General features: G+C 40.4%; 8 protein-coding genes and 1 pseudogene. 5 read left to right on the top strand and 4 right to left on the bottom strand.

Going from position 1 to position 12,973, the window contains the following annotated elements; translation table 11 throughout:
• Nucleotides 1-37 precede the first annotated feature (37 nt).
• Both C2M33_RS13765 and C2M33_RS13760 read right to left on the bottom strand, forming a co-directional pair.
• A complete protein-coding gene (locus C2M33_RS13765; RefSeq protein WP_105174677.1) occupies nucleotides 38-829 on the bottom strand; it encodes a putative porin in 792 nt (263 codons plus the stop codon).
• A gap of 126 nt (nucleotides 830-955) precedes the next feature.
• Nucleotides 956-1,384: an OsmC family protein gene (locus C2M33_RS13760; protein WP_105174676.1), complete on the bottom strand. Its 429-nt coding sequence runs from the start codon at nucleotides 1,382-1,384 to the stop codon at nucleotides 956-958.
• Nucleotides 1,385-1,630: 246 nt separating this feature from the next.
• Here C2M33_RS13760 and C2M33_RS13755 point away from each other — a divergent pair, with 246 nt between their 5' ends.
• The 3 genes from C2M33_RS13755 (at nucleotide 1,631) to C2M33_RS13745 (ending at nucleotide 10,401) form a co-directional block, all read left to right on the top strand.
• A complete protein-coding gene (locus C2M33_RS13755) occupies nucleotides 1,631-2,245 on the top strand; it encodes a hypothetical protein (RefSeq protein ID WP_063700321.1) in 615 nt (204 codons plus the stop codon).
• 56 nt (nucleotides 2,246-2,301) lie between these two features.
• Nucleotides 2,302-4,389: an SPFH domain-containing protein gene (locus C2M33_RS13750; RefSeq protein ID WP_105174675.1), complete on the top strand. Its 2,088-nt coding sequence runs from the start codon at nucleotides 2,302-2,304 to the stop codon at nucleotides 4,387-4,389.
• Between the two features lie 63 nt (nucleotides 4,390-4,452).
• Nucleotides 4,453-10,401, top strand: coding sequence for a DNA repair ATPase (locus C2M33_RS13745; RefSeq protein ID WP_105174674.1), 5,949 nt, complete (start codon nucleotides 4,453-4,455; stop codon nucleotides 10,399-10,401).
• Here the strand turns inward: C2M33_RS13745 and C2M33_RS13740 are convergent.
• Together C2M33_RS13740 and C2M33_RS21550 are read right to left on the bottom strand one after the other, a co-directional pair.
• Nucleotides 10,375-10,539, bottom strand: a complete 165-nt coding sequence (locus C2M33_RS13740; protein ID WP_082873955.1) for a DUF2256 domain-containing protein — start codon at nucleotides 10,537-10,539, stop codon at nucleotides 10,375-10,377. The genes C2M33_RS13745 and C2M33_RS13740 overlap by 27 nt on opposite strands.
• Nucleotides 10,529-12,024, bottom strand: a pseudogene (locus C2M33_RS21550) (deoxyribodipyrimidine photo-lyase/cryptochrome family protein). The gene C2M33_RS13740 and the pseudogene C2M33_RS21550 overlap by 11 nt, the downstream one beginning before the upstream one ends.
• Before the next feature lie 169 nt (nucleotides 12,025-12,193).
• Between C2M33_RS21550 and C2M33_RS13730 the strand changes: the two are divergent.
• Together C2M33_RS13730 and C2M33_RS13725 are read left to right on the top strand one after the other, a co-directional pair.
• A complete protein-coding gene (locus C2M33_RS13730) occupies nucleotides 12,194-12,481 on the top strand; it encodes an EF-hand domain-containing protein (protein WP_063700317.1) in 288 nt (95 codons plus the stop codon).
• Nucleotides 12,478-12,945, top strand: coding sequence for a hypothetical protein (locus tag C2M33_RS13725; protein ID WP_063700315.1), 468 nt, complete (start codon nucleotides 12,478-12,480; stop codon nucleotides 12,943-12,945). The genes C2M33_RS13730 and C2M33_RS13725 overlap by 4 nt, the downstream gene beginning before the upstream one ends.
• Nucleotides 12,946-12,973: the final 28 nt, after the last annotated feature.

Below are 12,973 nucleotides of genomic sequence, written 5' to 3'. Positions count from 1 at the left end.
ATAGCGGCGTTTTTTTAAACTGGTGACTCATTCCTATTTAGAATTGGGCAACAAACTTAAGGTTATAAAGTTCAGCTGAGCCGCTTTCAGTGTAATTAGCGGTTAAATAATATTTATCATTAATAAAGTACTTACCTTGTAAAACGAGTTCAGAATCATCCAACCCTGCACCTATGGCATAGTGTTCGCCAAAGTAATAGCTGATCATGGCATTGCTTGCTGATTCATAAAGGCTGTCTTGGTGGCCAACATCGACGGTAATGTAATGGCTGCCGCTTAAATGATTAAAGTATCTGGCAGATACATTCCAAACGTCGAGTTCATCATCTGTTTCTGCACTAAAACCAAGGTAATCCTTATCGTTGATTTGGAGGTTATACTGCGCTTTCAAGCGGAAATAATCATCACCATATTCACGCACATCCCTATTTACAGAGACCTTTAAGGCATCGGCAAATAAGTAGCCTATTCCTAAGGTATAGTCATCAGTATCATCAACATCGTAAATTTCACCTGTAACAAACCAGTTTTTATAAAATCCTTCACCAAACATACCGAGATAATCAGTGTAATCGCTATTAAAGTAATTCACTCGAATGTTTGAATCTGTATCTAGGTAGCCATAATCATCAAGTACCCCAGAGCTTTGCTGCTCCTCAAAGTAGTAATGGCTCACTAATTGGTAAGCATTAAAACTATATCTGTGATTCTCTATGTGCGTATAGTCGATACTATTGAACCATTGTTTACTCACCTGTTGTTCTGTTGCGATAGAGCAGTTTGAATAAGCAAGTGTTGCCAGAGCAATAGGGGCTAGTTGTTTAAACATACATATCCTTGTTGTATTTGGTTTTGTTTCATAAAGATAATACAACAAGCAGCTACTTACATTGTAATAAAGTGTTGTGGGTCTGTTAGTTTGTGAAAAGGCCAAGCAGCGCTTGGCCTATAAAGCTTAATTAAGCGTTGTGGTGAGTGATATTTCGGCATTCATCAGTTTAGAAATAGGGCAGCCTTGTTTAGTTTGTTCACAAAGTTGCTCAAATTTTTCGCCCGAAATTTCTTTTATCTTTGCGCTGAGATCAAGTGCAATGTGGCTCACTTCGAAGCCGTCGTCAACCTCATCAAGGCTCACTGTTGCTTTGGTAGTTATGTCGTCAGCGACAAAGCCAGCTTCTGTTAGTGCCAGCGATAGCGCCATGCTAAAACAGCTACTGTGTGCCGCTGCAACCAGTTCTTCAGGGTTAGTGCCCGGCTTATCTTCAAAGCGAGTGTTAAAGCCAAATGGCTGTTTCTCAAGCGCGCCACTTTGACTAGAAATATAGCCTTTGCCAGATTTAATATCACCAGACCAACTCGTATGTGCAGATTTTTTAATCGTCATCGTCATCTCCTTTGTAAATTTTTTTCGACAACCGTGAAAGGCTTTCAGGGTTTTGTGCCGAAAACTGTGAGTTAACGATATAAGTGCAACTTAAACGCCAATCTGTATGAAAAAGCTTAATAGTTGCTGAATTTTGTTGTATATATAAATGAAACTTGAATAGGTGAAGTCAATTCAGTGATAATTATTTACCTATTTAAGGGTCTTGATTGGCGCTAAATAATTATAAAAATGGAATGCAGTAATATGGAATTTTTGAACCTCGCTTTTAGTTTTCCTTCGGTTATTTTATCCGCTCTACTTTTTGTTGTAGTTATATTTTGGGCTATCACACTGCTCGGATTCGCAGATATTGATATGTTTGAGTCCGATGTCGATAGTGATGTATCACAAGCAAGTTCAGGAAGCATTTGGCATACATTAGGATTTGGTGATGCACCACTTACTGTATCGGCAAGTGTGTTGGTGATGACCAGCTGGTTAATTACCATTTATGCACACAAGTTTTTTGCAAGTGTACTTGGCAATGGCATTGTTTTTTATGTGCTTGGCGGTTTGTTGTTACTTATTAGCCTTTTGGTCGCTATCCCTATTTCTGCCCTTTTATTACGCCCATTAAGACGCTTTTTTGCGAGTAAAAGTGCATCACAAAGTTCAGATCTACTCGGCTTAGAATGTGTTGTTGCCACAGGTAAAGTGACTGACTCATTTGGTCAAGCGCGCGTTAAGTACCAAGGTACAGAGCAATTGATTGAAGTTCGTGCAGAAAATAATGAGCAATTCTCTTCTGGTGACACTGCCGTGTTGCTTGAGCACATCAAAGATAAACACTGTTACATCATTACCGCAAAGCCTTGGTGATCCTAGGCTTTAAGAAGTAATAAAAAATAAAATCGATAATCACGTTAGGACATAACATGGAATATTTAGATAACTTAATACCAATATTGGTTTTTGTGGGGATAGCGATCGTCGTTATTTTCGCAATTCTATTAATCATCGGTAAGTTCTACCGAAAAGTAGAGCAAGGTCAAGCGCTTATTATCAATAAAATGAAGAACGAGCCCGATGTAACTACAACCGGTGGCATCGTTTTTCCAGTCATCCATAAAATGGAAGTAATGGACATTTCGACTAAGCGTATGGTTCTTGAGCGTAAAGATAAAGGCGGCTTAATCTGTAAAGATAACATTCGTGCTGATATCGCGATTACGTTTTATATTCGTGTAAATGAAAACAAAGAAGATATTTTACGTGTAGCTAAGCAAGTGGGGTGTGCAAGGGCATCTGAGCATGAAACATTGCAAGAGTTATTTGAAGCGAAATTTTCAGAAGCGCTTAAAACAGTGGGCAAACGAATGGATTTCGTTGAGCTTTTCACTCACCGAAATGAGTTTCGCGATAATATCAAAGAAGTCATTGGCCAAGATTTATCAGGGTATACCCTTGAAGATGTGGCTATCGACTACTTAGAACAAACCTCAATAGAAAAGCTTGATCCTCAAAACATTCTCGATGCAGAAGGTATTCGCCGTATCACTGAGATGACTGCAATACAAAATGTTTCGACCAACCAATTGAAATGTGATGAACGTGCAAAAATTGAAGTTCAGAATCAAGAAGCAACTGAAAAATCTTTAGAGATTGAACGTCAACGTGAAGATGCCGTTGCTCGTCAAAGACGCGAAATTGAAACCGTTAAAGCTCGTGAAGAGTCAGAAGCTGAAAAAGTTCGTCAAGAAGAACGCTTAAAAGCAGAACAAGCACGTTTACTAACCGATGAAGCAATTGGTATCAGCGAACAAAACAAACAGCGTGAGCTTGATATTGCAGAGCAAAATCGTCTTCGTGTGCTTGCTATTGAAGAAGAAAAAGTTTCACGAGCTCGTGAAATCGAGGTTATTGAGCGCGAACGAGAGACTGAAATCTTACGGATCAACAAAGAAAAAGCACTGGAAGTCGAGCGCAAAGAAATTGCCGATGTTATTCGTGACCGTGTGATTGTTGAAAAGTCAGTTGCTGAAGAAGAAGAGCGTATTAAAGACGTTAAAGTGCTTGCCGATGCGGAGCGTTCAAAAGAAGCCATCATAATTCGTGCGAAAGCAGAAGCAGAAGAAGCCTTGGTGAAAGATATTGAAGCAGCAAAAGCGCAGGAGCAAGCGGCTGAGTTTAAAGCAAAAGAGCTAGAAACAATGGCCAATGCAGAGCTTCGTATTGCTAATCAACAAGCCGAGTCGAAGAAAATTCTCGCTCAAGCCCAGCAAGTTGAAGCTGCTGCGAAAGGGCTTGCTGAAGCTGATGTTATAAAAGCAAAAGCTGAAGCGAATGCACTGCAAGGTGAGGCAGACGCTAAAGTTCTTCGTCAAAAACTTGAAGCTGAAGCACAGGGTAACCGTGAAGTTGGCTTAGCACAGGCACAGGTTCAAAGTGCAATGGCTGAGGCTAATGAGAAGCAAGGTGAAGTTGAAGCAATTAACCTTGAACGTAAGATGCAAGCAGAAGCGAAAGGTCTTGAAGAGAAACTACAAGCACTTAACTCGATGAATCAAGATGCACGTGATTATGAGAGCTTTACATTACAGCTAAATCAACAAAAAGAATTAGTGTTAGCAAAACTATCAGCAAGCAAAGACATTGCAGAGCACCAAGCTCATGTAATGGCTAAAGCGTTAGGTGATGCTGATATTAATATCATGGGTGGTGATGGTCAGTTCTTTAATCAGTTCATGAGTGCGATAAGTTTAGGTAAATCAATCGATGGTATCGTTGATGAAAGCAAAACGGTACAAACTATCTTTAAAGATCATTTAAATGGTGACCGCAATTTAATTGAGGATTTAAAAGGGGTGTTAGCGGGGGCAAATGGTTCGGCAGAAACACTAAAGAACTACAACATGAGTAAATTGCTTAAACAATTGAGCAATACAACAGCTGCAGAAAAAAGTCAGCTATTAAGCATGTTAGGTAATTTAGGCTCCAAAGCAGAACTCGAGTCTAAAGACTAGCCTATTTTAGCCGTAGCATGCATTTGCTGCGGCTAACTTCTTTTAAACATCAGGACTGATTGCATGACGGATCAAACACAACAAGCATTAGAGCAGGGCTCGTACGATTTAATTAAACGCCGTTTAAATAATTTTGGTAGTAGCTTAAAAACACAAGTCGATAACGTTAATAAACAACGAATTGTGGAGTTTGGTAGCACCGAGTTACAAGTTAAAGGGCGGGTAAGAGTTCGCACCGAACAAAACTGTACACCACGCGATATTGCGATTGTTGGCGATAAAGTTATTTTTGCTTACAACGTTTCACTTGGTCTGAAAAAAGAAACGTCTATCAGTGATGTTTTCAGTGTCCATAAGTTAATTGAGCAGGATGAACATTATGAAGTTGAACCTTATCCTGAGCACACTCGCTTTTTAACGGATAAGCGATTTATTCGCGATTTTGAGGAACTCTATACTTATTACAAGCAAACAAGTCTTCAGCACCTTTACCAGCAAAATGGTAAGTTGTTTGCACTATTCCAAATTGGTGACAAGTTAACGGATGTAAGGGTATTTCGTTGGGAAATTCACCCAGATAACACAATTAATTACATCGATAACCGTGGCGAACGAGATATACAAAATGCCCATGACTACGATTTTGAATGGTTAAAAACAGACCGAAGTCATCACGTTGAAGGACGACATGCCCACGTTAATATCAATGATCAAGTATTCGTAGAAACGCTAGGTGGCACATTAACCATCAAAGTTGAAAACAGTACGGATACGGGAGAAGGCATCTACTTTGAGCCCGTTGATGATAAAAATCAGTCACTCGCTGATAGTGATATTGAATACGCGCAAGTCGGTGAGCTAATTTTATTAAAGATACTTCCGTATCGTGAAAAGCAATGGCGATACTTTATTTTTAACACGCGCACTCAGCAAGTGATAAGACAAGATGCAATTGGCAGTGCCTGCGTTAGTTTACCTGAAGATCATGGCATTATCTTTCCTGGCGGTTATTACTTACAGTCAGGCCAAGCTCGTTCATTTGAAGAGCAAATTAAGGACTTAGATTTTCATCGTCAAGTTAAAGCGCCCAATGGTGAAGACGTTTTATATGTGTTTTATGAACCAAGCGAAGGGCGCTATGCGCTATTTGCCTATAACATTATTGAGAAAAACCTACAAAATCCAATCTACTGTCACGGCTATGGTATCTATGGTAACGGTTTAACACTAACTTTTAAGGCTGATAAAGACGAAGCCGAACGTGTTCATCCAATTCAAATTTGGCAAAGTCCTTTTGTTTCATCGGAATTTGCAGCAAATGCACCGCCTGCAACCAGCTTATTCGGCAAAATAGGTAACCCAGAATTAGTTCGAGGTATTTCTGATTTATACAGTGTCTGTAAGTCTATAAACGAGCAGAATCCTAATGTTTATCATTATGAGGATCTTATTGCATTAAGCCGCAATATCTTCGACCGCTACCATTGGTTGAATGAAACTGATTTTGCAGACATTGCTACTTCTTTACATTCAATTTTTGAAACGGCTGAACAAGTTTTAGACGAATTTGAAAAGGTGACTGAAATTCAAAATAAGGCCAAGCAAGCCTTAGTTGAAATTAATTCGCAATTTACAGAAGTAAGCCGTGAAATTAGGCCCGATAGTTTCAAGTTAGCACCTGAATTTGTCCAAGGTATTGATGCGCTTAAGGTTCTAAAGGGACAAATAATCAGCCTTGAAGATGTTAAATACATTGATGTTGAGGCGTTGTCTCAGCTACAGCAGCAAACGGATGAAAAGCTAGAACAGCTAAGCCAAGCAACTGCTGAATTTTTACAAAAAGATACGGCTCTTGAGCCTTACCATAAAACACTGGCTGAACTTGAAGCGTTAAGTAATAAAAGTGAGAGTGTTACAGAGTTAAAATCGTATGTTGAGCAATTAGATACTCAAAGTAGCGAACTTGATTTACTTAACCACACCATGCTTGATCTTGATATCGCTGATAGTCGCGTTCGTACACAAATACTTGAAGATATCAGTGCGGTATATGCGCTAGTTAACCGTGCAAAAGCAAGTATTGAAATTCGCCAGAAGAGTTTGGGCAGTGTGGAAGCTAAAGCGGAGTTTGCGGCTCGATTTAAATTGTTCTCACAAAGCATAACGAATGCCCTAAACAATGCGAAAACGCCAGATGCGTGTGATGAACAGCTTTCTCGTTTGCTTATCCAGCTTGAAGAATTGGAATCACAATTTAGTGACTTTGATGAGTACCTTGCGGAAATTATTGCTAAGCGAGACGATGTCTACGAAAGCTTTGAGGCCCACAAGCAAAGCCTTATTGATGCAAGACAGCGACGGGCACTAAATTTAGCCAATGCGGCTGAGCGGATTTTACAAGGTGTGAATCGCCGTGCGCTGAGCTTTTCTGAGTTAGATAAACTGAATACTTATTTTGCATCAGATCCTATGATCAGCAAACTAAGAGCGTTGTGTAATGAGCTTAAAGACATTGGTGATGAAGTTCGTGCTGATGATATTCAAGCAAAACTTAAAGCGAGTAAAGATCAAGGGATACGTGCACTGCGCGATAAACAAGATATTTACAGTGACGGTGGTAGCACAGTAAGTATTGGTAAGCATGCATTTAGTGTTAATAAACAACAGTTAGATTTAACCTTATTGCCCCGTGATGAGCAGCTGATGTTGCACTTAACTGGGACTGACTATTTTGAACCAATTAGTGATGAGCAATCACTTAACGTTTTAGCTAAAACACAGCACCTGTGGCAGCAAACGCTCGTATCTGAAAGTGATCTTGTCTATCGAGGTGAATACCTTGCTGCGCAAATGATTCTAGCCTGTGAAAACGCTGAACATCCATTGAGTTTTGATGAGCTTCAACAAGCTGAACAAAATGGCTCTTTACTTAAACTGATACAAAAGTTTGCTGAGCCTCGTTATCAAGAAGGTTATGAAAAAGGTATTCATGACCACGACGCGCATGCAATTATTAAATCACTTTTGCAGCAAAAAACATCCCTCGATTTACTTATCTATCCGGCTAGCTGTCGGGTGATGGCGCAACTATTTTGTGCGCAGTTATCAACACAGGATGTAAATACTTTTTACCATCAAGCAAGTAATGCAATGCTGATGGAGAAGCATTTTAATGCGGGACATTTTGCTGAAACCTTGATGATGCAAATAAGTCAACTTATCGATGCATTTAGTCAACAAATGTTAGGCTTTTGCCAACAATTAACGGATTTCTCATGTGAACTAAGTGCTGAGTATTTAGTTAAGCAATTAGGGCAACAACAAAGCGCAGAGCAGCTTCAATTTGTACTAACGCAGCAAGCTTTAAACTTAGCTAAACAGTTTGCAAGTGATGCAAAAGCGAAGGGGTACTTTGCCGATTTAAATCAAGCATCTGAGAATGTTAGTAATCTAAATGACCGTGCGCAGTTATTTTTTAGCTGGATAAGTGCTTACTGCCAACATCAACCGAGTATGCCATTGGCTGTGCAGTTAGAAGCCGCTAACTATTTACACTTAAGTGATAATACGCCAATCAAGCACAGGGTTTTGGATATTCAGGTTAATACAGCTGTTACGGATTTAATGGGACAACATAAGCGTGTTGTTGAGCAAGCAATGGACGTTAATTATGCGGAGTTTTATGCACGAACTCGGCACTATATAACCAGCCAAGTTCCAGCATTTGAACAGTATCACCAGTTGAGAAATACTATTTTAAATCAGCAAAAAGAGCGTCTTCAGCTAGACGAGTTTAAAGCTCGTCCATTAAGCTCATTTGTTCGAAATCAACTGATCAATAAAGTGTACTTTCCAATTATTGGCGATAATTTAGCGAAGCAAATTGGCTCTGCAGGTAAAGATAAGCGTAGTGATTTAATGGGGATGCTATTACTCATTTCGCCGCCAGGATATGGTAAAACAACCCTGATTGAATATGTTGCGAACCGTCTTGGCTTGACGTTTGTAAAAGTGAATTGCCCATCAATTGGACACGATCAAGTATCGCTCGATCCTGCCCAAGCTATAAATGCAACCGCTGAAAAAGAAATAGCAAAAATCAATCAAAGCTTTGAAATGGGTAATAACGTCATGCTTTATCTTGATGATATTCAGCATACAAACCCTGAGTTTTTACAAAAGTTTATTTCGTTATGTGATGGTTCACGCCGAATTGATGGTGTTTGGAATGGTAAAAGTAAAACCTATGATTTAAGAGGTAAAAAGTTTGCTGTTGTGATGGCAGGTAACCCATATACAGAATCAGGTGAAAGCTTCAAAATCCCAGATATGTTAGCTAACCGTGCTGATATTTATAACTTAGGCGACACGCTAGCAGGTTGCGAGCAAGAGTTTGCCATGAGTTTTATTGAGAATGCGTTAACATCGAATGCCGTTCTTGCTCCGTTAGCAAATCGTAATATGGACGATTTGTATAAGTTGGTTCGTATCTGCCAAGGTGAAGACATAGCTTTAAATGAACTTGAGTACGGCTATTCACAAGCTGAAGCGAATGAAATAAAGGCCGTATTAACTCGCTTGATGACCGTTCGCGACACCGTATTGAAAGTGAATGCTCAGTACATCGCTTCGGCTGCACAAGACAATAACTACCGTACAGAACCGCCATTTAAACTACAGGGTAGTTATCGGAACATGAATAAAATGGCTGAAAAAGTCGTTGCAGCCATGAATGAAGAAGAGCTTGAGAATCTGATCCGAGATCATTACCGTGGTGAAGCTCAGACCTTAAGTAAGGGCTCTGAGGAGAACCTGCTTAAATTAGGAGAATTACGAGGTACATTAACTAAGCAGGAGCAGACTCGTTTTACTCAAATCAAAACAGATTTTTGTCGTCTGAATAAGTTAGATGGCGCTGGTAGTCCGGCCATGATGGCTGTCGAGCAAATGGGATTCTTAAACGAGTCTTTAGAGACCATTGCGAGCAAGTTAAGTAAGACTAATTTGAGTCATGATTATAGTGAATTACTAAGTAGCCTAGGTATCAATTTAAAAGGATTAGATACCAAACCAGCTCTACATTCATTGCAAAGTACGATTCAACAGGGCTTTGTGCAAGCGCCATATCAAGATAGTTTTGAGCAGTTAAACCAGCTGTTAGCAACAAGCAATACGACTGAGCAGCTTAATGAATTAATTGCGATATTAAAAAACCACAATTATCAACAGCCTTTAGCCGTTTTGGCTGAACAATTCGGCCAGCTTGATAACCGTAAAGAACTACAAGAGCTAATTGAAACGCTGAAGCAAACCCAGTGTCAATCACAGCTAGGAGAGTTAACGTCAGCAGTCAAAGACACCGATAATCGGGCTGTATTAAATGCAATTTTACAGCAGCTAGCCAAGCTTGATAGCCGCAATGAGTTAACGGAGTTAACCGAGGTGGTAAAACAATCAAACCCGCAGAGTCAGCTTGCTGATTTGGCTGAGCAGCTTACTAAAGCGATTAATGGAAATAACACTAAGCAAAGTTTTGCTGGGTTACAAGATGCCTTGAATTTGCATACTCAACAAGTAAGCCATCAAGACCAGTTAGCTCATATCGCGCAACTTTTAGAAGTTCATTCACCTAAAGTCGCAATTGAAGAGTTAAAAATGAGTCTATTGGCAGCGTCACAGCAACAACTTCAGCATTTCACAGCGCAATTGGAAAAGCTCATTACTGATAATCAGCAAGATGATTCGCTGCATGCAATTTTAGCTGCACTCAAAGCGTCTGCAGATAACTGCTCTCAATCGGAGTTATTAGGGCAGTTGTCTGAACAATTAGCCGCATCAAATAATCGCGATTTACTTTCGTTAATAGTCGAACAAAATAAAGTGCAGGCTGAATTTAATTCAGACTATGCTGCACGTCTTGAGGCTTTGTTGAATGAACTTAAAAATCAACCAGCCCGCGTTATTGAAAAAGAAACGGTTACAAGTTCATTGCCTAGACAAACTTTGTTGTAATAACTTCGCTTCACGCTTGCAACGCTCTGAGCAGTATTTAACATGCTGCCAGTCGCGTTGCCACTTCTTACGCCACATAAATGGCCTGTCGCAAACAGGGCAGGTTTTACTAGGTAAATTAAGCTTTTTATGAGCCATGGTGTTGCTTTTTAAGGCTTGTAACATGCTGGTGCAGCACGACCTTGGCACCTTGCTTTACATCATCACGTTCTCGAAATGACCATAATCGCTCACGTGCTTGCTTGGCTGCATGTTCAATATCGACCATGGGCTCAGGGTAGCCTTCGCCGAGTTTAAAGTTATTAAATAAGGCCTCCATTGGCGGCTGTTGCCATGGCTGGTGGAGATCTTCTATAGGTAAATTTTTAAGTTCAGGGCACCATGTTTTAATAAACATGCCATCTGCGTCTTTGTCTTCAGATTGCTTGATTGGGTTGTATAAGCGAATCGTGTTGGTTCCTGTGACCGATGCTTGCATTTGAATTTGTGGGTAATGAATTCCCGGTTCAAAATCTAAAAAATAACGCGATAAAATTAAACTAACAGGATGCCAATGAATGTTCATATGATGGGTCATAAAGCTGACTAACATAGCGCGCATTCGAAAATTAATGTAACCCGTTGCTGCGAGGCAGCGCATACACGCATCAATTAAAGGAATACCTGTTTGACCTTGTTCAAAGCGTTTTAAGTGCTCTGCAACGAGTTCATCATCGCGATAAGGATAGTGTAGGTAGCCAGCATTTTGCGGTGCAAACTCCATGCTGCACTGAGTTTCGAACTTTTGCATAAAATGACAATGCCAGTGAAGCCTAGATTCAAAAGCATGTAATGAACGACGCCAGCTTAAAGGCTGCTTAGCTAAATAGTATTTTAGGGTTTGATAAACCTGCCTAAGGCTCAGGTTACCAAAGGCTAAGTAAGGCGAAAGCCTAGAGCATGAATCTCTACTTTTTGATGGGCTTGAAATGCCACTTTGGTAGTTCATTGCTCGTTCTTCTACAAAGCTCTGTAGGCAAGCTCTGGCTGCATGAGGGCCACCATATTGAAACTGCGGGTCGTGCTCTAGAAAATCATCAACACAGTCGCTGCTTGGTAATTATTAGGCAAAATTGCATTAAATGCTTGCCAATTTGGCGTTACAAGACGTTGGTTCATCACGCCATGCCAATAAGTTTGCCAGTCAAAGTGTTTAGGTCGCGCGCGCTTAACGCCCCCAAGTGGTGTTTCATACCATGGAATCGCTTTGTTGTTTAGCCAACTCTTCACCAACCTGTCTCGCTCAAAGGTATTGTATAGACCTATTTCTTGATGACTATAAACCCCTGCAATATCAAAATCTTCACTAAGGGTTTCTAACAAGGTAATCATTTCTTGATTATAAATGGCGATTTCAGCGTTGTATTTTTCAAGTTGTTGGTTGATGTCTTTAAGTGACTGAGCAACAAAACGCCAGTGCCTTAAGCTGTAATGGGGATCTTCGAGTAATAGTGGCTCAAAGTTATAAATCAGTATGCAGGGCAGGTCTGATGCAATCGCATTGGCAAGTGGTTGATGATCAGAGAGTCTTAGGTCACGTTTGAACCAAACAAGATTCACTTTTTGCTTTTTTGAGCCTGCCATAATCGTCGTGTTGGAAAATTGTTTTGCTCTTCATACGTAACAAGTCACAACTTCGATTAATTGCTAACGTAATCCACAAAGTTTCCACATTTGTTGCATATTGCCCACACACTTTTGGATGGTATTCAGATTATGCTTACGGTCAATTGAATGACATAAGAGGTTCGCTATGAAGCATTTATCTGCACTTTCTGTTTTAGCTATTTCGTTGTTAGCCACAGCGCCCGCTTGCTTTGCTCGCGACCATCAAGGCGGTCCACCTCCACGACCTGACTTTACGACTATTGATATTGATGGCAATGGGGTGATTGATTTTACTGAGTTTAGTGAACAGCCTATGCCTGAAGATATGCTGCAAACCATTTTTAATGACATGGATGCTGATCAAAATGGTGAAGTAACTGAAGACGAGTTCAACAACCATAAACCACCAAAACGTAAGGAAAATCAACGATGATCAACAGTGTTTCATCGGGTGCGAATTTTCAGCCCATGCAACGACCTCAAGCAGAGCCGTTAACCAGTGAACAAACAGAGTTAATGAATGAAACCTTAGCTCAGTTTGATCCTGAAAACTTAACTGCAGAAGATGCACAATCTATTATGCAAACATTTATGGACGCAGGTATTCAACCGGGTCAAGAGATGGAAGCAATTATGGCTGAAGCTGGCTTTGATGCCGCTGAAGTCGGTGAATTAGGTCGCCCTGAAGGTGAACGCCCGCCTGGTCCACCACCGCCGCCGCCAAGTGGTAACTCACTCGAGCAGGTTGATACTGAAGAAGTTGTCAGTTATTTAGATGAGTTGTTAGCGCAATATTCTGATCAACTGGGAGAAGAAGATAAAGAAGCGATTCTAGCCTCTGTGCAAGAAAAGTTTGGTTTATCTGAAGGTGATTCGCTGTTATCGGTCACAGCGTAAATCACAAAGCGGTCATGATGACCGCTTT

This window comes from Pseudoalteromonas sp. T1lg122 (assembly GCF_002964825.1).
Lineage (GTDB): Bacteria > Pseudomonadota > Gammaproteobacteria > Enterobacterales > Alteromonadaceae > Pseudoalteromonas > Pseudoalteromonas gelatinilytica.
Note: the sequence above shows the minus strand (reverse complement) of the source record. Positions and strands in the feature narration are given on the sequence as shown.

Coding starts and splice junctions, on each gene's coding strand:
- C2M33_RS13725 (WP_063700315.1), top strand. CDS start 12,478: ATGATCAACAGTGTTTCATCGGGTGCGAATTTTCAGCCCATGCAACGA.
- C2M33_RS13760 (WP_105174676.1), bottom strand. CDS start 1,384: ATGACGATTAAAAAATCTGCACATACGAGTTGGTCTGGTGATATTAAA.
- C2M33_RS13740 (WP_082873955.1), bottom strand. CDS start 10,539: ATGGCTCATAAAAAGCTTAATTTACCTAGTAAAACCTGCCCTGTTTGC.
- C2M33_RS13765 (WP_105174677.1), bottom strand. CDS start 829: ATGTTTAAACAACTAGCCCCTATTGCTCTGGCAACACTTGCTTATTCA.
- C2M33_RS13750 (WP_105174675.1), top strand. CDS start 2,302: ATGGAATATTTAGATAACTTAATACCAATATTGGTTTTTGTGGGGATA.
- C2M33_RS13730 (WP_063700317.1), top strand. CDS start 12,194: ATGAAGCATTTATCTGCACTTTCTGTTTTAGCTATTTCGTTGTTAGCC.
- C2M33_RS13745 (WP_105174674.1), top strand. CDS start 4,453: ATGACGGATCAAACACAACAAGCATTAGAGCAGGGCTCGTACGATTTA.
- C2M33_RS13755 (WP_063700321.1), top strand. CDS start 1,631: ATGGAATTTTTGAACCTCGCTTTTAGTTTTCCTTCGGTTATTTTATCC.